Genomic DNA, 23,332 nt, shown 5'->3' with positions numbered 1-23,332 from the left:
GTCAATTTATACTATAATTTTCTTTTTTATACATTCTATACATAAAAATATTTTCTATAAAGATTTCATGCTTTCTATTTTTTTAACATCTTTATTACTATAATTGGAGATTTTCCTCATCTTTAAAATAATGCAACCAAGAATAAAAGCAAAAAATGAAAATATCCCAAAGGTAATATTTATAGTATTTAATGATAAGCTCCAACTAATTAGAAAGGAAACTAGAGCTCCTCCCAAACTTGCTGATGCAATAAATAAACTAGTCACTTCATCAATATTATTTTCCATAATACGGGAAGCTAAAATAAGTGTTATCGGAAAAATGCCAGCTATGACTAAACCAATAATGAAGATTACAGATAAATACATACCTGTACTACGAACAAAGGGGAATAGAAATAAGAGAATTACTAATGTGAAGCAACTAGATGAAATATATATCCAATAATTAAACTTATGAACAAGCTTACCTATAAAAATCCTTCCGATAACTATTGCTAGCCAGAAACAAGATATACTTATTGAACTAATTAATTCATTATTAGTAAGAATCATAATTGTAGATAAAAAATTTGCAAGATTGGTTTCTATACCTGCATATAAGAATGCAAAAAGTGATATAAATAATATAATTTTTACTTTTCCATTTTTAAAGCTAACAGTTAATGGGGATAGTGATACTTCCTTTTCATTCTTTCGTGGAGAAAGATTATTAAATTTAGCACTCCCAAACAAGTACCAAACTAATAGTGTGAAAATAAGAAATAGCAAGATTCCATATAAAATGAAATACCATGTATAAAATTTTATAAAATAATTGACTAATAAAGGAAACCCCAGTGCTCCAATCCCAAACCATACTTCAAGAATGCTGAATTTAGCAGCACTATTCTTTTCTGCTGAAATAACAAAGGAACCCATAGTAGTTTCTAACAAACCCGCTCCATAACCCAATCCAAATGCAATTACTGCTAAATATGCCCATTCTTTAACAAATATAAAACCTCCTAAAACTACTAGCATTGCTAATATCCCAAATGTTAGAGTTTTAAAATAATAATACTTTTTTACTAAAACAGGCGAACTAAGAACACCAAATAAAAATCCAGTAAATTGAAAAAATATTAATATCCCTAGTTGATCAGGTGTTCTTTCATAATATTGTAGTAACGAAGGAATTAAACTGCCCATACAAACATGTATTACTCCTACAATAAAATAGAACAAGCACCCAAAATAAAATATTAACCGCACCTTTTATCAGCTCCAATTCAAAAGAAAAAGGGATTTATGTTACAAATTATAAATCCCTCTTTTTACAATAAAACTAAATAGTTGTTACAGATAATTCTTTGTTACGTTTGTTTTTATTGAAGAATAAATCTAATATAATTTGTGAACGTAATCCATCTTCAAATGTTGCAAGTGATTTTTTAGAACCCCCTGCTGCATTAACCCAGCTTATAATTTCCTTTCTAAAAGAATCCGCCCATTCAAAAATCTCGTTTTCCGGATCAACTAATAACGGTAAAGGCAAAAAAATTTCTTGTTTTTCCAACCCATCAACAACTTCAAGTAACTCTTCATAACTATTAAAAACTTCCCCATCATAATCTTTTACTAACTCTCGAGCATTCTCGTAATTAACATCATATACTCCAACTAATTTACAATTATCAATTGTTGATAATGCTCTAGAATGAGCTTTTGCAATACTATCTGCACCTATAATTCCAATATTCATTATATGAACATCCCTTTAATTAATAATGTGCTTTAGAGTATTTAAAATTCCAATTGAGTATTCACCTTGAGCTAGCATTGCGTGTGTATGTTTAGCCTCTTCCGTTGCATTTTCTACTAAGTAACCATGTCTTACAGCTTGTAACATCCTTAAATCATTTCCACTATCTCCAAAAGCAATTGCATTTGCTTTATCTAGTTTGTACTTATCTAACATAAATTTCACAATTTCATCTTTACCTGTTCCAAGTGGAATAAAATCTACATCATAGCAATTTTCTGGATCACCAGCTAATGGATTACATTTGTTAATATTTACCCCCACTTTGTATAACTTCCCGATTTCTTCTATCTGTTCTAAATTTTTTGAATCAATAGCTTCATTTTGCTCTTCATAATAATAATTAAATTTGTACTTAGAACTTCCTAATTGTGTCTGAGGTCTTAAAAAAATTTCATATTTTGTTTCAAGTGATTCGATAATTCTTTTAATTTTCGCAGAATCAAACCCTCCCTCTACTATTCTCTCTTCCCAAACTTGATCATCCATAGTAGTCCCATTACTATCAAAGTACGTTATTTCCGTACCTAATCCACTCGCCACAAAATGAGGGAAATATTTAATACCACCTTTTTTCATTTTCTCAACAATTGATTCTAAACTACTTCCAGTTACCCAACCAATGACCAAATCTCCTTTACTTGCGTGTTCATACAAGTATTTTTCTAATAATTCCAAATTGTTTCTTCCGAAATTATCCATATTATGAGGATAATAAGTTTCATCAAAATCACAGAACACTATATATTTAGGATTTTTAACCTGTGGTAACCTTTCAAAAACTAAAGACTTTAAAACTTCATTACTTATTGACATTAATTAATCCCTCCAAAACAAAATTTTGTTCCTCTAACAACAAGTTTGGATGTAAAGGTAAATGTAATATTTCCTTATGAACTTGCTCTGTGTTTAATAAAGTATCCTGTATATAATTTTTCTTTACCAGCTTAGTATTATGTTTATGAGATAATACTGGATAATAAATATCTGTTTCAATGTTATACAACTGGTACAATTTATTTTTCACCTCATCTCTTCTTCCATTTATAATTCTAATCGGAAAAAGATGCCAAACATTATCTTCTGTCATCCTAGGTAGCTTTATTAATTCTCTATCCTCTAATTCTTTTAAATTGCGTATATATCGTTGAGCCAAAGATACTCTCTTTAAATTGTTATACGATAGGAACTTAATTCTCTCTAAATCAATAGCTGCTTGAAGGTTATCAATTTTAGAATTAAAGCCAAAATCTAATACTTTTTTATTTTTTATCAACTTCAAATCCATGATAACTATATTGATTACAACGAATTGCAAGATTTTCATTATTAGTAACTATTGCACCCGCCTTACCACATACACCAAAGTTTTTATATGGATTAAAACTCAGAATAATAATATCTCCATATTCTCCAAGGTTTGAGGAACCAATAGCCTGACATGCATCTTCAATAATTCTCAACTGATAAACATCTGCAATTTCACGAATTCTTTTCATATCACATTGTTTACCATACAAATGAACAGGTAAAATCCATATTGTTTTTTGGGTTATTGCTTCTTCTATTTTAAGTGGATCAATACAATAACTCTTGTGATCAATATCTACAAATACAGGTTTTGCTCCAATTGCTAACACTGCATTTTCAGTAGCAGCAAAACTATTAGCTGGCATAATCACTTCATCGCCTGGCTGAATACCAATAGATAACAAAGACACCATAAGTGCGTCTGTTCCACTACTTGTTGCAATTACAAACTTCTGGTTTAAATAGTCCCCAATTACTTCTTCTAATTTTTTAGAAAATGGTCCACTTGTGAATTGACCTGTCGGTAAAACCTCTTTTAAAGTTCCTATTATTCCGTCAATTTCACTTTGAGAAATCAGCCGATTAACTGGCATAAATTATATTTTCTGTATATTTTTTCTGCTATAATTGAAAATATCTTTTTCTATATCAATATCTATTTTCAATTTATTTTCTCTAAATAATTTCTCTTTCATTTTGAGATTCGGTAATACATTACTAATTTCAAATTCTTTCTCTTTCGTTTCTCCCTGCAGGCACTTTAATAAAGCTAAATTGTCTTTGCTATGGCCAGAAATTGTAGTAAGAGTTTTTACGTTAAATCACCTCTAAGAAATTATTTTGAAAATCATGAGTAGACTATATTTTATGTTATCGATTACATGTCAACATTTTTTTCGGAGGGATTCTTTATGGTAACAATTAATGAAATAGCTAAATTATGCAATGTTTCAAATGCTACTGTTTCAAGAGTTTTAAATAATCATCCTTATGTAAATCCAGAAAAACGCGAGAAAATAATACAAATAATGAAAGAATTAAACTATACTCCTAGTTCTATCGCTAGAAATCTTAGGGTGAATAAGACACAAACCATCGCTCTATCGATTCCAAATATAGATCATCCTTTTTTCGGAAAATTAGCTAGAGAAATTTCTAAAGAACTTCTAAAACACAATTACAAATCACTGATTTATCAGACTTTTTATGAAAAAAAAATAGAGCTTGAATTACTTTCATTACTAAAGAATAAAGCGGTAGATGGTGTAATTCTCGCATCCTTAGAAAATGATTGGGAAAATATAGAGCATTATTTAGCATATGGCCCAATATTACTTTGTAATGAATATGAGGAAAATGCACCTATTCCGATAATTTGCTATGATGAATTTGAAGCCGGATACAAAGCTGTAAAACATTTAATAAGTAAAGGACACAAAAAGATTGGCTTTTGTTTTGATTCCCTTAATAGTCAAGCACAATTAAAACGCAAACAAGGATATCTGCATGCATTAAAAGAACAACAATTATCTTACAAAAAAAGTTGGTTATTTGGAGATGCAATTACTATTAAAGATGGAATTCGAATCTTTGAGAGGTTAGATAAATTAAAAAATAGACCCACTGCGCTCTTTACTGGAAATGATCAAGTTGCTGCTGGAGTAATTAAAGGTGCTTCTTTAAAAGGATATACTATCCCTACTGACCTTGCCGTTTGCGGTTATGATAATCAATTAATTTGCACAGTTACAACTCCAACAATTAGTACAATTGATATTCCAATCGTTGAGCTAAGTAAACGAACTGTTAGTGAGATACTACTATATATAAATGAAGAGGAATCTATTAAGCGTAAAATTATCGAATATCCAGCAACCTTAATCATTCGTGAATCCACATAAACAAATGAAAAGCGTCATTTTAAAATTGAAATGACGCTTTTCTATAATACCTCAAAATTCCCACAAACATTTTATATAATTTTCTGATTTTATTTTCTAAAAAGTTCATTTAACTATAGGAACATAAGCCATTTTAAACTAAGTAGAAGTCTTTATTTTCGATAAAATAATAACATAAATCAACAAAATCAATTTCAATTATTGATTCTGGAAAACTATCTAAAGAAGCACAACAAGAAAGCTTATAATCTTTACCAATAGTAAACTTTTTATAGTAAACCTCATTAGATAGCATGTCACCATAAAATATTGTATTTTTATTAATAACAAAAGAGTTTAAAGGTATAGTTAGTCCTTTCCCTATCCATTTAACAAAGCTTTCTTTTATAGTCCATAATTCATAAAACACATCTAATTGTCGTTCTACATTTAATGAATTTAAATAATTAAATTCTTCCTCAGTAAATATATTTTTAATCATTGTAGTATCTAAGGGCCGTACTTTTTCTACATCTATTCCTACTTCTTCCTCATGAATAACTCCAACAACCCAACTTTCGGAATGTGATATGTTAAAATGAAAATTATTTAACTCATCAACATAAGGCTTTCCGTATTCATTGTATTTATATTTAATATCTTTATTTTCTTTTGAGAAATTTGTAGTAATTAAATATCTTATTAAAATATCTCCAATTAAGGCGCTATATTGATCGGGCTTTCTTTTATATTTCTGTATTTTCATCTGCTTTTCTTTCGAGACCAGACGTATAAGCTTCTTCATAATATCATGTTCTATATTTACTGGCACACGTACCTTATATATATTCATTATATCCTTCCCACCTAATCCCTTATATAGATACAAAAAAACTCACAATAAATAATTCCCATTCATTTTCTAACCTCTTTATGTCTATTATTGAAGGGGCTCAAAGAAAAAAGTCTCATAATATGTTATACACGAATTTATGAGACTTTTAGAAAACTAATAGTGTACAATTTCAAATAATATTTCACTTATTTACATGTGCTAATAAGAGCATTTGTTTAAAACTCTTTTTTATACTCTTTACCAATTCATGAATATGCGGTTTCTCTAACATACTCAGATGGGAACCTGGCACTTGCAAAGCGTATACTTCCCCTGATGTATATTCATTCCATCTGTTATAATCTACTAGTGGGTGAATGTCATTAATAGATGCATTAAATAGAAAGATATCTGCTTTTATTTTTTGTTTACAATTATATTTTAGGTATGCATATCTATTAGCTATCATTACTTTTAACTTATTCATCATTGGATCTTCAAAATTTTGCTGACCAATTTTTTCATTCAATTCAAATTTTTTCAGTAAAGATTCTATTAATTGTTCTTCACTCATTTGTTCAAAACTAATTTTCTCAATCCCTAACTGATCATTAAATTTTTCCAATTCTTCAAATGCATTCTTAATATTTAAACTAAGAATCTCCTTACCTTGTTCAATAGGATGAACATCAAGTAAACCTAGAAAACTAACTTTATCACCTAGTTCTTCTAATTTTCTGGCCATTTCAAATGCAACTATTCCTCCAAAAGACCATCCTAATAAGGTGTATGGCCCTTCTTTTTTTACTTGTTTAATCTCTTCTATATATCTTATCGCCATTTCCTCTACAGATAAGTTTGGAAATCTATTATCATCATATCCTATAGATTGTAACCCATATACAGTCTTATCCTCTCCTAATTCTTTAGCCAAATCATAATAGTTTAATATACCCCCTCCTTGTCCATGAACAATGAACCATTGACTATCCTTGTTTGTCCCATTTTGAATTGGAATTAAACACTCACTGTCTATTCCTTTATTCCTACTTATTACATCACTTAATTGTTCAATAGTAGCCTTTTGAAATAATAAACTTAATGGCAGTTGCACATTAAACATTCTCTTAATATTTTCGAATAACTTTAATCCCTTAAGAGAATGACCACCTAATTCAAAGAAATTATCATTTATACCAATACTATTTACGCCTAATATACTACTCCAAATATCAATTAAACTACTATCTATTTCATTTCTTGGTGGTACATAATTACTATTGCCCAGTGTATTTAGCTTCGGTAACTTACTTCTATCTATTTTCCCATTTTGTGTTAATGGTATATTGTGAATTGGTATGAGTTGTTGAGGTATCATATAATGTGGTAACTTTGTTGCCAAATATGCTCTTACCTCTGGAATAGGAATATCTTTTTCTGTAACTACGTATGCACATAAATACTTTTCCCCAGCTTCATCTTCTTGATCTATTACTACGGCCGTTTTGATTGTCTCATATTTTAACAAACTCGCTTCTATCTCACCTAGTTCTATTCGATATCCCCTTATTTTTACTTGATGATCGACTCGGCCCAAGTATTCAATGTTACCATCAGGTAGCCACCTTGCTATATCCCCTGTTTTATATAGTTTCTCACCTCGTTCAAATGGATGATCAATAAATTTATCTGCTGTTAATTCTTTTCGATTGATGTATCCTCTAGCTAACCCTATGCCAGAGATACATATTTCACCTGGAACACCTATAGGTTGTATCCTATGAAATGAATCCAATATATAAATTTTAGTATTTAACAATGGCGAACCTATCGGTACGTTTTGTGTTGTAATTTCTTTATTACTCTCATATCGATAAGATGTACAACAAACTGTAGCCTCTGTAGGTCCGTATCCATTTAATATTTGGAGGTTCCCCCTAAATAGATGATCGTATTTTGCGAGTAATTCTGTTTTAATGGGTTCTACTCCCACAAGTAGCTTATTTAACACTATCTTCTGGTTATCTCTAACAAAATAATCATATATTTCATTTAATAAAGTAGGTGGAATATATGATAATGTAACCTGTTCCTCAAGAATGACTTGTACAAGTTTTGATACATCAAACTTCTCACCTTGATAAATAGTCATTCTTGCGCCATATATCAATGGGACAAATATCTCAAAAATAGTAACATCAAAAGAAATACTACTTGAGAATAGAACGTTATCAGTTATCCCTATATCTTGAGAGAAATCTTCATACATTGCACACAAAAAGTTAGTCAAGGATCGATGTTCAATCATTACTCCTTTAGGTTGTCCTGTAGAACCTGATGTATAAATAACATACGCTAAGTTGTGAGGTTCTATCATCATGTGCATGTCTTCTCCTGGTTCTTCTTCAAAAGACATATCCATTAGATCTATTACATTACCTTGGAATTCTATCCCCTTTATAATAGAGTTTTGATGTACTAATACATGTGAACACCCACTGTCTGTCAGCATATATTCCACTCTTTGTTTTGGTAAGTCGGTATCAATTGGTAAATACGCCCCACCTGCTTTTAAAACACCTAATATACCTATAACCATCTCGATGGACCGTTCCATCATCACACCAACAATGGATTCTCTTTTAACTCCTTGGTCTAATAACCTTCTCGCCAACTGATTAGCTTTTATATTTAATTCATTATATGTAATTCCTTTTTCATTACATACAACGGCTATTTGATTAGTGTTCCGTTTTACTTGTTCTTCAAACATTTTATGCACTAATAAATGATTAGAATTTGAATTCTCTTTTTTGTTAAATTCATTCATAATACAATGTTCTTCTTCTATAGATAACATATTAATATTAAGCAATCGTACTCTAGGGTTATTAGTTACTTCCTCAACTATATTTGTAAAATGTACCATTAACCTTTCTATTGTCTCCGCTTTAAATAACTTAGTACTATATTCTACTTTTAAATGAATGTTATTATCTATTTCCGTTGCTACTAATGACAAATCAAATTTTGAAACTGGCTGCTTAAACGGATACGGTGTAAATTCTAATTCACCAATAGATATTGGATTCATATCCATGTTTTGAAAAACAAACATGGTATCAAATAATAGATTTCTACTTGTATCCCTATGCAAGTCTAAACCTTCTAATAGTTCTTCAAAAGGATAGTCTTGATTTTCATAAGCTTCTAATGTAATGAGTTTTAATCTACTCAAAAACTCAATAAACTCCTCGTCATTTTCTAGATAATTTCTCATTACCAAAGTATTAATAAACATACCAATCATATGATTAGTATCAGAATGAGACCTTCCAGCAATAGGCGAACCTACAATAATGTCTTCTTGACCTGTGTATCTAGATAAAAGTATGTTATAAATGGCCAATAAAATCATATATGGCGTGGTACCAGTTTCAGTTGCTAGCTTATTTACTTTAAAAGTTAAATCTGTTCCCAAATTAAAAGAACAAACATTACCTTCAAAGCTTTGTATAGTCGGTCTTTGAAAATCGGTTGGAAAATTTAAAACCGGGAGTTCTCCTTTTAAAGTTGTTAACCAATAATTCTTTTGTTCACTAATTAGATTCTTATAGTAAGGTCCATTTTGCCACATCACATAGTCTTTGTACTGCACTCTCAATTTTGGAAGCTCATTTCCTTTATACAATTCTACAAACTCTTTTATTAATATCCCCATTGATAAACCATCAGATATTATATGATGCATATCTACTACAAGAATATGTCTTTCTTCTGCTATCCTTAAAAGCAACACCCTTAATAATGGAGGTTTTGATAAATCAAATGGACTTATAAACTCATGTATTAAATAATCCGCATCTTTTTCATTTACATGAACGTATTCAATATTGAAATCTACATTAGGCTCAATTTTCTGCACTAATTCCCCATCTAAAATTTGAAAAGAAGTTCTTAATATTTCATGTCTCTCAATTAAAGATTGAAATATATTTTCAAACTTATCTTTACAAATATCCCCTTCTACTTTAAGTATTGTGGGCATATTATAAGTTGTATTTGTACCATCTTCGAATTGATCTACTATAAACATTCTCTTTTGTGACGTAGAAGCTAAATAATACTCTTGTTGTTTTACAGGTTCTATGGAAATATAATTACTTTTTTCCATTTCTAATATACATTTTGAAAAATCAACCAAAATAGGAAACTTAAATAGGGATTTAATAGATAATTGCACATTAAATTCTTTATTAACGATAGAAATTAGCCTAGCAGCCTTTAATGAATGACCACCTATCTCAAAAAAATTATCCCGTATTCCTACCCTTTGTATTCCTAATACATCTTTCCAAATCTCAACTAATTTTCTTTCTGTAGAATTTGTCGGCTCTAGATGACTAGATTTCAAATTATTTATAGGTTGAGGTAATTTTTTTCTATCTATTTTTCCGTTTTGTGTTAACGGTATGTTTTGAATGGATATGATTTGTTGAGGTATCATATAATATGGTAACTTGGTTGCTAAATATGCTCTTACCTCTGGAATAGGAATATCTTTTTCTGTAACTACATACGCACATAAATACTTTTCTCCACTTTCATCTTCTCGCTGTATTACTACGGCGGTTTTGATTGTCTCATATTTTAACAAACTTGCTTCTATCTCACCTAGTTCTATTCGATATCCCCTTATTTTCACTTGATGATCAACTCGTCCCAAGTATTCTATGTTACCATCAGGTAGCCATCTCGCTATATCACCTGTTTTATATAATTTCTCACCATGTTCAAATGGATGATCAATAAATTTATCTGCTGTTAATTCTTTTCGATTGATGTATCCCCTAGCTAACCCTATGCCAGAAATACATATTTCTCCTGGAACACCTATAGGTTGTAGCCTGTGAAATGAATCCAATATATAAATTTTAGTATTTAACAATGGCGAACCTATTGGTACGTTTTGTGTTGTAATTTCTTTATCCCTCTCATATTGATAAGATGTACAACAGACTGTAGCCTCTGTAGGTCCGTATAAATTTAATATTTGGAGGTTCCCCCTAAATAGATGATCGTATTTTGCGAGTAATTCTGTTTTAATTGGTTCTACTCCCACGAAAAGTTTATTTAACGATATCTTCTGATTCGCCCTTACAAAATAATCATATATTTCATTTAATAAGGTAGGTGGAATATATGCTAACGTGACCTGTTCCTCAAGAATGACTTGTACAAGTTTTGGTACATCAAACTTCTCACCTTGATAAATAGTCATTCTTGCTCCATATACCAATGGGACAAATATTTCAAATATAGTAACATCAAAAGAAATACTACTTGAGAATAGTACATTATCAGTTATCCCTATATCTTGAGAGAAGTCCTCATACATTGCACACAAAAAATTAGTTAAGGAACGATGTTCAATCATTACCCCTTTGGGCTGGCCTGTAGAACCTGATGTATAAATAACATATGCCAAATTTTGAGGTTCCATCGTTATCTGCAAATCTTCTACTTGTTCTTCTTCAAAAGGAATATCCATTAGATTTATTACACTACCTTGGAATGCTACTCCCTTTATAATAGAGTTTTGATATGTTAGTACATGTGAACACCCACTGTCTGTCAGCATGTATTCCACTCTTTGTTTTGGTAAATCGGTATCAATCGGTAAATACGCCCCACCCGCTTTTAAGATACCTAATATACCTACAATCATCTCAATAGAGCGTTCCATCATCACACCAACAATGGATTCTCTTTTAACTCCCTGGTCTAATAACCTTCTCGCCAACTGATTAGCTTTTATATTTAATTGCTTATATGTAATTTCTTTTTCATTACATACAATCGCTATTTGATTAGGATTCTGTTTTACCTGCTCTTCAAATAATTGAGGAGCTGTTACAGTCTCACAAAGTAATGTTTTATGAACTCTAGTCGTATGATTGAAATCATATAATATTTGATTCTTTTCTGTTTTAGACATTACATCTAGATCCATTGCAGATTTATTTGGATCTTTCATTAATATATCTAAAATATTATATAAATGATTAACTATTCTCCTAACTAATCCTTCACTATATAAAGTAGAATTGTAATCCACTTGAACCTTTAACTGTTCTTCATTTTTCATAAACCTAATAACCATATCAGAGTTTATTTTATCTGTACTCTCATAACAATGAATATCATCTAACATTACTATTGTATTTAATACGGGAAGATTATTACTCTCTCCATCTAGACTTAATAATTGAGTAAGTTTATTAAAAGGAAAATGACAATGTTCATTTGACTCTAAAATTGTTTCTTTAATTTTATATATTATTTCTTTGAAATTATCTTCTTGATTTATTTGAGTACGTAATAATAAAAAGTTGTTTTGAAAAACCGTCTCTTCTTGACCTTGCTTAAAAACTGGCATTCCAATTACTACATCATCCCTATCGGTATATCTACTTAAGAGATATTTCACACCTGATAATAAAATAGTGTACAGTAACATATCAGAATTATTGCTAATTGCTACAGCTCTCTTCGCAATATCCGATGGGAATTGACAATAATAACTTTCCTTAGAAGCCTGAATATTATTTAAAGACAGACAATCACAAGGAAATCTACTTAACTCAACATCACCTGATAACTTGTCTAACCAATATTCTTTTTCTTTTTTAAATTTTTCACTAGATAATAAAACCTGCTGGGTAAATTTATCAAGCATTTTTTCTTCCCACCATTCTCTATGATATTGATACTAAATACTACATATTTAGTGGTTATGTTCCCCATAGACCCATCCGTTTTATCATGAGGGAGCACAATCATACTCGTCATTGGGAGTTTTCTTCCTCGGTAATAAAACTCCCAATGACGACCAGTTAGATTGCTACTTTAACGATAGAAGTTTCACATAAAGCATAGAAATGCACTTTTCTCTTACTCAGATACATCTCTTAATTTTTTTACTTCACAGATTTTACCCTATCTAGTATTTTCATAATTAACTCGCCCACGATGTCAGCTTGATGTAGTAAAAACATATGACCACCATTAACTGTTAGAAAATGAACCTCATTGCCCCATTCTACCCACTTCTTAGCCCCTTTTACTGTATAATTAGAGTCTGTTGTTCCACTAATAATATATAGGGGCGCTTTCAACAATGTTGTGTCATCATTTATATAATTCTCAATGGCATGAAAGTCTGATCGAATAACTGGAATGATATAGTTTAAAAGCTCCTGATGTTGTAATACTTCATCCGGTAATCCTCCCAAAGACTTTATATAATCTATAAAGTCTTTATCATCTAAATGATTTGTTTTTCTTCTTATTTCCGGTGGATTCATAGCAGAGATAATAACATTTTTAGGATTTATGCCCTTACTTTCTAAAATTTGAGCCATACGGTGAACTATAATTCCTCCCATGCTATGGCCAAATAATGTAACCTCTCCCTCTAAAATTGGTTGCATCTCCATTAAATATAAATTAACAAGATCATCTATGTTATCAACTAGTGGAGAAAGATTAGGACCATGGCCTGGAGGATCAAATGAAATAAGTTTTATATCTTTCGGTAAATAATTCTTTAAAGGTAAAAAAGAATTCGAATAGCCCCCAGCATAAGGAACACAAACCAAATATTTGTTACTATTCAATCCTGGCGATAAATCTTTCATTAATTTTCTCAAGTGACTTCTCCTTTATTAAATAAAATTTTCATCAAATAGTTGTTTAATCAAACAAATTATCAATTTCTTCATCACTAAGGTTTAAGGTTTCAAAATCTGATGAAGTAAATTCTTTTGTTTGCATTTGACAACAGGATTGGATATATGTCTGTAGTCGTTCTAGATAATCTGAAAATAAATTTTCTACAAAATTCTTTTGAAAATGACTTGTACTAAATGTCACATGAATTTCTAAGCTTTTATTCTTAACCATGGCCACAATATCCAATAATGCAGTAATATGATTATCTTTTGATTGTTCACTGCCACTTTGATAATCAACAATAGTAAACCATCCATCCCCGAGAGAATTATCTATCTCTCCTAAATAGTTAAAACGAATTATATTTTGAGTTAAATCTTTGCAAGAAGGAAACTTCTCTTTAAGAATTCCATATCCAATTCCCTTATTAGGTCTTTTACGAACCTCTTCTTTAACACTCTTTATTTGATTAGCAATATTATGCGAAACTTGTAATACAATAGGATACATCGTTGTAAACCACCCTACTGTACGTGAAATATCAAGATGCTCAAATAATTCCTCTCGACCATGACCTTCTAACTCAAATTTAATTTGATCTTGGTTTGTATATTTACCTAAATTTTCTGTCAACACAGCAAGTAACAACTCCATTGGTTGTGTATTGTAAGGCACATTTGCAGTAGTTAATAGTTTTCTTGTATCATCTGCATTCAATGTAAAGGTAAGAGTCGTACAACTTTCAACAGTACTATTTTCTTTTTCTCTATTAATTTGAAAACTATTATCTAGCGTGTTATCTATGGATTCCCAATAATCTAATTCAGCATGTACTAAATTAACTCCTCGACTATTTAAAGCTTCAGACCAATCTTGGAAAGAGTTAGTTTTTAATGGTAGCGATGGAACTTCTCCTAAATACAAGCTATTCAAACATCGGTTTGCATCTTCAATTAAAATACGCCAGGACACAGCATCAACTATAAGGTGGTGTGCAGTTAATAATAACAACTGTTGATCATTTGAAAGCTGGAATAAGGCCCCTTTAAATAATGGTCCTACATTCAAATTTAAACTTCCTTTTAACTCTTCACCTTTTATATGAACCTGATTCAAAGCTATTTCAATTGGAATTTCAGACAAATCAAACATGGTAACCTTAGAATCAACAATGGACATATCTTCGTCATAATAGAAGTAATCCTGCTTATCCTCATACCTTAACCGTAACAAATCATGATGATGCATGATCGTATTTAACATCTTATTAACATATTCTTCTTTAACCGGCTTCTTCAAAGACAGTAATACCGATTGATTCCAATGATGCGGGTTCTTAAACTGTTGATCAAGGAACCAACGCATAATAGGAGTAGGCTCTACCTTTCCTGTTACCAATGTTTGTGAGACTGTAACATCTTTTTGTTTAACTAACATTGCTGCCAATTCACTTACAACTGGATAATTTAGTACATCTTTAACTCTAACTTTCCATCCCAGTTCTTGTAATCTAGCGCTCACTTGGATCGCTTTAATAGAATCTCCACCTAAATGATAAAAATTACTATGCAATTCGATTCTATCAGTCTGTAATATTTCCTTGAGAACTTCACTAACCATTCCAGTAACATCTTCATCTACTTCTTCTAAATGAGTATGATTAGAACCGTTATTTAACATCGGATCTGGCAACGCTTGACGATCTACCTTTCCATTGATAGTAAGCGGTAGCTGATCCATATAGATAAAAAATGAAGGAATCATATAACTTGGTAGCATATGCGAAATAAAACTGCGTATTTCTATATTTTGAACACTGTCTTTCAAAACAATGTAAGCAACTAGATGATTTGAATTATCCTCACCTTGCCAATTCACCACTACTACATCTTTAACAGACTTGTGTTGTAACAGTGCATTCTCAACTTCCCCTATTTCAATACGATATCCTTTAACTTTCACTTGAGAATCCATCCGTCCTTGATACTCAATTAATCCATTTGGCAACATGACAGCTAAGTCACCACTTCGATACATCTTCTCACTCGAAATAAATGGATTGGATAAAAAACGTTGCGCTGTTAAATCCGGACGATTTAAATAACCTTTAGCTACCCCATCACCCGATATATAAATTTCTCCTTTTACACCAATAGGAACCGGCTGAAGATTCTTATCCAATAAATATATTTGAACATTATCAGCTGGTGTACCAATTGGTACGGATGCTCTTCGATCTAGATCTGGATCATAACGATGAATCATACATCCAACCACAGTTTCAGTTGGTCCATATTCATTAATTATTTCAACTTTACCGCTAAAAAGATCATATATCTTTTCGGCTACTGAGGTTTTCAAATCCTCTCCACCCACAATCAATCTGCGAAGAGATGAAACTCTTGGGGGTGAATAGTTATTTAACAATGCTAAATGTGAAGGCGTAACTTTCAACACTGTTACTACATTTTCCTTGAGTATTTTTGACAAAATAAACTCATCTTCATTATCATGATATATTACTAACAATAAACCACTTATTAAAGGAGTGAATATTGAAGTTACTGTTAAATCAAAAGAAACGGATGAATATAATGCAAAAACATCATTCTCACTACTAATATAGTTCTTTTTAGCCCAGGAAATATAGTTAACCAATCCACGTTGAGTGATTACAGTTCCTTTAGGATTCCCCGTGGTTCCAGAGGTATAAATTATATATATTGGATCATTTGGTGCAGTTACTAGGGTTAGATTGGCATTATCTCCTTCATAAAGTTTCTGATCACATATATTAATTTTCTCACCTAAATATTCTAAATTACCCTCATTTGTATAGTCAGTTAAAAGTAATGTTGTGCCGCTATCATTCAAAATATAACGAATTCGGTCCTCTGGGTAGGAAGGATCTATAGGCAAATATGTACCTCCAGCCTTAATAACTCCCCAAATTGCAATTACTATCTCAAGTGAATGTTTAGCTAGTATACCCACGACTTGACCATTTTTGACTCCTTTTTCTCGTAACTTTCTTGCTAACTGATTAGATTTCTTATTTAATTCAAGATAAGTCATTGATCTATCAGCATGTTGAATTGCTATTTTTTCTGGTGTCTGTTTTACTTGTTCTTCAAATAATTCTTGAATAGTTTTTTCTTTCGGATACACAACAGCTGTATTGTTAAATTTCTCTAACATAAACTTTTGCTCATCATCCGATAACAAAGATAATTCTTTTATCGATTGATCTTCATTACGTAAAACTTGTTCTATTAAAGCTAAAAACCTCTCATGCATACAATTGATTTGATCTTCTTCAAAATCCGCGACTTTATAATCATATTGAATTTCTAAACCTTCATCTGCCCATTCCTTAATAACTAACTGCAATGAATAGGCTTGGTAACCACTGTAAAACTCCACGTTTTCTAAAGAAAATCCATCAATAGTATTTTTAAGTTTTGTATTATAGTAATTCACACTATATTGAAATAAACCATCGTATCCTTTACTAGTCAATTGCAAGTCTTTTACCAATAAGTTATAAGGATAACGCTGGTGAAATAGACATTGTTTTATTTCATGATTTACTCTTTTAATGAAAGATAGAACACTCTCATCTTCATCAACATTTAACCGTAACGGCATTGTGCTAGTAAACATACCTACTATTTTCTTTTCTAGTACACCGGAACGATTTAGTACAGGAGATCCAATGATTATGTCTGATTGATCATACATTTTATGAATATAAATAAGCATAAAGGTTGAAAATAATGTATTCATAGATATTCTATGTTTTTGTATAAAAGACTGTAGAGCAACCGATTTTTCTTTTTCAATTAAAAATATCTTTCGTTTCCCTTCTAGAGAATGAGATGTTTTTGATAAAAAGAAATCTGGCAGATTCATAAATTTCTCATTCCAATAATTCTTATTTTTTACGTATCGAGGGGATTCCAGATATTTCTCCTCTGCTTGTAAATAAGACAGATAAGTAGATTCAACCGTATCATTTATATGCTCATCATTCTTTAACTTAGAGTAAAAATCGATAATTTGACTCGTCATAAGTTGGATTGTCCAACCATCAGCTATAATATGATGAAACTTAACAAAATAGGAGCTTTCTACATCACTTATTTTCAAGAGCACAAATTCAAACAGAGGGCCTCCTTCAAGTGGAATTTGTTTTTGAAATTCATCCTGGGCCCATTTTCTAGCTTCTAAACTTGGATTATGATGATTAGAAAAATCAATTAAACGTATTGATGTAGGTTCAAATGGTGATATATATTGGTGGGGTTCTCTATGTTGTTGAAAAATCCGTAGACGTAAACCATCATTTTTCTTAATGAATAATTGAATTGCTTTTTCTAAAATTGTAAAATTAATTTCCCCATTAATAAGAACCATCCCTCCGATGTTATACATAGATGTGTTTGGATAAATTTGTTCATTATACCAAACTCTTTTTTGTGGATGCGTAAGAGAATGCTTTACAATTGTTTGTTGCATATTTCCACTTCCCCTCTATCCACATCCGTTGGTGTTTCCGGAAATTGTATATTAATATAGTGAGGATAAGGATTTATATTCTCAAGATTATGTTCTAAAATTAATATTCCATTTTCGTTGCTAGTTTCCTTAAATCCAGCTAATCGGTACGTAACAAACATCATACGGTTACGGTCAGTCTGTCGAAACTCAGCCAAAAAGCGTTTACCTGCCTGTTTTGTCCTTTCCATTAGATATGTGAGGAGTATAGTACCAACACCACGGGACATTACACGACAAGACATGAGAAGAAGTTTTAGGCAGTCGGCTTCCTCCGTCCTTTTTACAAGTGTTAAACCAATCTTCCCATAGGAGCCATATTTGTCTGATAACTCACAAACTAATAATAAATAATCTGGATGATTACGATAATAGTTTAATTCATCATAATCATAGGTAATACCAGTCGAATTTAATTGATTCGTACGTACTGTTAACTCCTCTGCACGCTGCAAATCTTCCTCACGAGCCTCACTAATCACAAAATTCATCCCAAGTGAAGCTAAAAATTCTTCTTTTGGGCCTTCATATTCTTCTTCATCCTTCGTTCTCTTAAGATTTTCTAAATACATCAGTCTTCGACGACGTGAATCTTCTGTAATTCTTTTTGGTTGTAATCGTGGCAAGTCTAATAACGACTTATATTCATTTACATGTATACACAGAATATCATTATGAACACTCTGTACTTCTTCTAATTCAAAAGGTTGGTCATCAATGAACGCAAAAGTATCAATACCTATGTTTAAATTTTTTCTAATTTTCTCAATGGAACTAGATTTAGAGTTCCAATGAATCTCCGGATATAAAAAATACTCTTCTATTCCAAATTCCCGTAATTTAGCTATTGCATCTTCGTAGTTATTTTTACTAGCAACTGATTGCAGTATTCCACGTCGATCTAATTCACATATAATTTCATAAATTCCAGGTTTTAAAGTAACTGTACCACTCTCTAATAAAACACCATCCCAAATTGTACAATCTAAGTCCCAAACAACACATTTAATTTCCTTACTCATGATAATGCCTCCTTTGTTTTATTCATTTTCACAGTTCCCATCTCCATCACTATAAGCTTATCTGCCAAATGAAAATATTGATCGTCGTGAGTAATAGCAATAATACATTTACCCTTCGCTCGCATTTGAGGTAACAATTCTTCATAAAAGAAGCGTCTATAACCAGGATCTTGATCCGCTGCCCATTCATCAAATAAAAGTATAGGTCGTTCTTCCAAATACGTAACCAGCAATGCCAACCTTTTCTTTTGTCCAGTTGATAGTTGCGTAGTAGTAAAGCGCCCATTCTCAATGCCAACCTTGTCACTCAGTTGGAGAAGTTCTAAATAATGATCGATTTCTGCTTTCATTCCTTCTGTATTAATTCCATATAGCCTATCAAAAACATGAAAATCACTCAGGATAGCTGAATAGTATTGATTCAATTCCTCTGGAGCTATTTCTTTTCCATTTAATAAAATGTTACCTTCATTAGGTTCATATAACCCAGTAATCAGTTTTGATAAAGTAGATTTTCCACTCCCATTACCACCAGCAATAAAGACTATTTCTCCAGAATTAAACTCCATGTCTATTGGACCAATACCAAAACCAGTAAAATCTCCATCTTTATTCTTATACTTATAACTTACATTTTGTAGCTGCAAACAAATTGGCACATCTAAGTACTCTTTTGTTGTCGCGATTTGCTCATTTGCCTTTATATGATCTACACTCTTCACCATTTGTTGAATACGTTGCCAAGAAATACGTACATTTACGAGCTGAGGGATACCGCCCAGTATTTCATTAACTGGACCTGTCATATACAGAAAAACGATTACATAGTTACTTATCGTCTCTTTCGGCATATTAACAAAAATTTCTGGAAATACGAAAACTACAATACCAATAACAAAAATGAATAATAGTTCTCCCAGAACAAACACATTTGCAAATTTAATATCTCCTATCGTTCGTTTAACACGATAGTTATTACAGCTTTCATTCATAACTTCTCGAAAATCGTTTCGTTTTCCAGTATGAAGCCTAAGCTCTTTGAAACCATGCCTTAGATCACCAATCAAACGAAAATATACATTCTGAATATCTCTTGTTTCATTCCAAACTTTATCTGCTTGTCGTCCGATCAAAGAATATACCCCTGCAGTAATAAAGATGATACACAAGGATAGTAAAAAGGCATACATATTCATTACACCAAGATAGAGAAAACAAAATAGTAACGTTAATAAACTTGTTCCAGCAGTAACTAATAGATTGAGAGAACGAGAGATAACTTCCGTATCGTTATTTAATGTCGCCTCTATTCGGCCCTTCTCAATCAACTCCAATTTGTAATAAGGAGTCTGTAACAACTTATCTGTTAATTCCATCCTTTTTTCATAAACTAGCTCGTTTGTATACGATACAATGCTAGTTCTAATAATACGTTGTGAAAAGACATACATAACGATTCCAAGTACAAAGTAAAACAACAAGCCATTTTCCAAATTATTTGATCTAACAAACGTTTCATTAATCACAAAAATGAGAAAGGCATTACCAAATCCTGATATTAATCCCAAAACAATTAAAGTCAAAAGCGACTTTCCTTTTTGTCTTGGAAAACAAAGATTTAAGAATGTATGGATAACATAAGCCAAACCCACCCCAGCAATTGCATATATTGCAAGTACAACAGTTGAAGGAGCCCAAACTTTTATAAATGCCCACGGAAGCCCTCCAAACAAGAGATTTGGTAGTTGATAAAGTGCATAAATCATTAGCCCATATATCGCAACAACTAATACCATATGTAACCATGTTTTTCCCGTTGGTAATATAAACTTTCTTTTTCTAAAAATAATCTCCCTGATTAAATGAAATAACATGACCAATAACGTTAGTAAACACAAAGATGAGATCACAAATAAGGCTGTTCCTATTTGATCCGTTTTCTTATATTCATCATAGAGTAACGGTTTAACTTCTTTATCTATCATCATATTTAAAAGACTGCTACCGATATAGTAAGTGTAATTACTATTCAGATTCGCTAATACTACGACCCCTATCTGTTCCTCATCACGGAAACCAATATACGATGAATAATTTGGGTTACTTCCACCATGTGAAATTTCCCCTCCACCACTTTGATAGACCTCCCATCCAGCTGCATATGAAGCTCCATTGCTATCTGGGGCAACCTTTCTATTCGCTTTATGAGAATCGTTAATCAATTCCTCCGGAAACATCCTAGGCTTTTCAACCCCAAGCTGTAATTTTAACCATCTTTCCATATCATTTATATTTGAAATAAAATATCCAGCCGGTGTATTCCCCCTATAATTAGGAGCGTCATAGGGTAATGATTGTAAGAAATTACGCTTGTAACCTTGGGCCATGTTATCTAATGGGGCCATCTCACGTCCAGCGTATGTACTCAATAAATCCAACTTTGATAGCACATGATCTTGAACATATCTTTCAAATGATTGATTAGTTGCCTTCTCGATTACTAAGCCTAATAGATCGTAGTTAACCGTAGAATATTCAAAACTGCTACCCGGCTCTCGGTTTAGTCCTATTGGCATAACATTCCTAATCGTTTTCTCAATAGAATCTTTGCCATTGGTTATAGGAATATATCCAATGGCCTTTTCCGGTATTCCACTAGTATGGTGTAATAAGTCATAAAGTGTAATTTCATAAGGTTTGCCTTTATACTCCATTTCAAACCATGAAACATATTTAGTTAAAGAATCACTAAGTTTAATTTTCCCTTCTTTTTCTAGCTGCAATACAGCTAATGCCGTAAAAGCTTTTGAAGTAGAACCTAGCTCGAAAAGCGTCTCATTCGTAACTTGACGTTTATTGTCTATATCGGCATAACCATAATTCTTCTTATAAATCGTTTCGTTTCCTTTTACAATTACTACTGAAAGTCCAGGAATACCCGCTTGAGATATTTGTTCTTCTATATGCTTCTGTATTTTCTTCTCATTAAACTGTACCGTTTCCTGCGCTTCCACCTGTCGATAAGGGAGTACTATTAAAGTCATTAAAATGATAAACTTCAACCATATGTTTAACTTCATATTTTTAGCCCTCTTTTAGTTAACTTGGATTAACTTTTCAATTTTCTTTTTAAATGGTTGCACAACATTTTGACCAATACGTTCAATTTCATGCTCACTAATCTGAGAAGTAATAAGAAAATAATTTGCCCCTATTTCCCAAAAATCAGTTAACGTCGAGATGACTTCCTCATAGCTACCAACAATAGAAATTGAATTAGATGGGTTAACTAAACTTAGACCTCCCCAAAGATGATCATCTATCCACATACTATCTTTTGTAATTAAATCTTTGTATCGGCGAAGTCCAACAGAATCTGCATTATCTAAAAATAGCTTAGTCATCCGCTTTAAGGCTGCTGGTGTTCTCTCAAGTAATTCATATGCTTCTTTATATGCTTCTTCCGAAGTCTCACGAGCAATGATGTCTACTAAAATAGCACCTGGAATTTTCTCGCGCCCATATTGCTTAGCGTAATTATTAACTGTTTGATAGTGTTCTCTAAGACTTTTGCGGTCTGTTGCATAAAGTATATAAGCATCACCATACTCTGCAGCTACTCTCATTGCCTCCTCGGAGGACCCCGCTACAAAGTAGCGGGCACTTCGAGAGAGATCTTCCTTTGGATAAATATCACTATTTTCTACTTGATAAAACTCACCTTTATAGCTAGTTACTCCTCGTCTTAATTGTTGTAACAGCTCAATATATTCTTTTGTCCTAGCATATCGAACATGGTGCGGTTCTGGTAATCCATCACGCGCAAGGACAAGCGAGGCACTTCCAGTTACAATGTTAATATCTGCACGATTACCAATTAAACTATTTAAAGTATTCAATGCTTTTGCTGTTACGGTAGGAATCATCTGGTTTGTATTTTGCGCAACCAAAATCTTTACAAACTCCGTATTCATTCCAATCATAGACGCTGCTATCATTGGATCAACAGATGTTGGTGCAATGGAAACCAATACCGAGTCAAAGTTATTCTTCTCAGCTCTTTTAGCTTGATTAACATATTCCTCTAGAAGTTCTTTTGTTTGTGGTGTTGGAATAACAGGTAATCCCCAACAAAACTCAACTTTTGACGGAACTACTTCTTTATTAATCATGTTGTTCCCCTCCCTTT

11 protein-coding genes and 1 pseudogene are annotated in these 23,332 nt (G+C 31.8%); 1 reads left to right on the top strand and 11 read right to left on the bottom strand.

Annotated elements, in window-relative coordinates; genetic code table 11:
• Positions 1-54: 54 nt before the first annotated feature.
• The 4 genes and pseudogenes from MR143_RS15305 to MR143_RS15290 all read right to left on the bottom strand — a co-directional run bounded on the left by MR143_RS15305 (position 55) and on the right by MR143_RS15290 (position 3,912).
• Positions 55-1,254, bottom strand: a complete 1,200-nt coding sequence (locus MR143_RS15305; protein WP_065845653.1) for an MFS transporter — start codon at positions 1,252-1,254, stop codon at positions 55-57.
• Between the two features lie 73 nt (positions 1,255-1,327).
• On the bottom strand, positions 1,328-1,744 hold the full coding sequence (locus MR143_RS15300) for a Gfo/Idh/MocA family oxidoreductase (RefSeq protein ID WP_088361106.1): 417 nt from the start codon (positions 1,742-1,744) through the stop codon (positions 1,328-1,330).
• A 15-nt stretch (positions 1,745-1,759) separates the two neighbouring features.
• Positions 1,760-2,620 carry an HAD-IIB family hydrolase gene (locus tag MR143_RS15295; RefSeq protein WP_098321789.1) on the bottom strand — a complete coding sequence of 287 codons (861 nt, stop codon included), beginning with the start codon at positions 2,618-2,620 and terminating at the stop codon, positions 1,760-1,762.
• Positions 2,607-3,912 (bottom strand): annotated as a pseudogene (locus tag MR143_RS15290) (DegT/DnrJ/EryC1/StrS aminotransferase family protein). Before MR143_RS15290 ends, MR143_RS15295 begins: the two are co-directional and overlap by 14 nt.
• Positions 3,913-4,026: 114 nt before the next feature.
• On the opposite strand from MR143_RS15290, the gene MR143_RS15285 reads away from it, so the two are divergent.
• A complete protein-coding gene (locus MR143_RS15285) occupies positions 4,027-5,016 on the top strand; it encodes a LacI family DNA-binding transcriptional regulator (protein ID WP_000256368.1) in 990 nt (329 codons plus the stop codon).
• 133 nt (positions 5,017-5,149) lie between these two features.
• Here MR143_RS15285 and MR143_RS15280 read toward each other — a convergent pair whose 3' ends face one another.
• The 7 genes from MR143_RS15280 to MR143_RS15250 all read right to left on the bottom strand — a co-directional run bounded on the left by MR143_RS15280 (position 5,150) and on the right by MR143_RS15250 (position 23,315).
• Positions 5,150-5,848 carry a 4'-phosphopantetheinyl transferase family protein gene (locus MR143_RS15280; RefSeq protein ID WP_001028937.1) on the bottom strand — a complete coding sequence of 233 codons (699 nt, stop codon included), beginning with the start codon at positions 5,846-5,848 and terminating at the stop codon, positions 5,150-5,152.
• 184 nt (positions 5,849-6,032) lie between these two features.
• Entirely contained in the window at positions 6,033-12,569 is a 6,537-nt protein-coding gene (locus tag MR143_RS15275; RefSeq protein WP_242280841.1) for an amino acid adenylation domain-containing protein, read from the bottom strand.
• Positions 12,570-12,810: 241 nt separating this feature from the next.
• Complete coding sequence (locus tag MR143_RS15270) at positions 12,811-13,542, bottom strand: thioesterase II family protein (protein ID WP_242280840.1); 732 nt, start codon at positions 13,540-13,542, stop codon at positions 12,811-12,813.
• 43 nt (positions 13,543-13,585) lie between these two features.
• Entirely contained in the window at positions 13,586-18,082 is a 4,497-nt protein-coding gene (locus MR143_RS15265; protein WP_242280839.1) for an amino acid adenylation domain-containing protein, read from the bottom strand.
• Positions 18,064-19,143: an HAD-IIIC family phosphatase gene (locus MR143_RS15260; RefSeq protein WP_000031545.1), complete on the bottom strand. Its 1,080-nt coding sequence runs from the start codon at positions 19,141-19,143 to the stop codon at positions 18,064-18,066. The genes MR143_RS15265 and MR143_RS15260 overlap by 19 nt, the downstream gene beginning before the upstream one ends.
• Positions 19,140-22,223: a cyclic peptide export ABC transporter gene (locus MR143_RS15255; RefSeq protein WP_242280838.1), complete on the bottom strand. Its 3,084-nt coding sequence runs from the start codon at positions 22,221-22,223 to the stop codon at positions 19,140-19,142. The genes MR143_RS15260 and MR143_RS15255 overlap by 4 nt, the downstream gene beginning before the upstream one ends.
• A gap of 15 nt (positions 22,224-22,238) precedes the next feature.
• Positions 22,239-23,315 (bottom strand): LLM class flavin-dependent oxidoreductase, encoded by a 1,077-nt coding sequence (locus tag MR143_RS15250; RefSeq protein WP_131250452.1) that lies wholly within the window; start codon positions 23,313-23,315, stop codon positions 22,239-22,241.
• Positions 23,316-23,332: the final 17 nt, after the last annotated feature.

This window comes from Bacillus cereus group sp. BfR-BA-01347 (assembly GCF_022663835.1).
Lineage (GTDB): Bacteria > Bacillota > Bacilli > Bacillales > Bacillaceae_G > Bacillus_A > Bacillus_A thuringiensis_K.
Note: the sequence above shows the minus strand (reverse complement) of the source record. Positions and strands in the feature narration are given on the sequence as shown.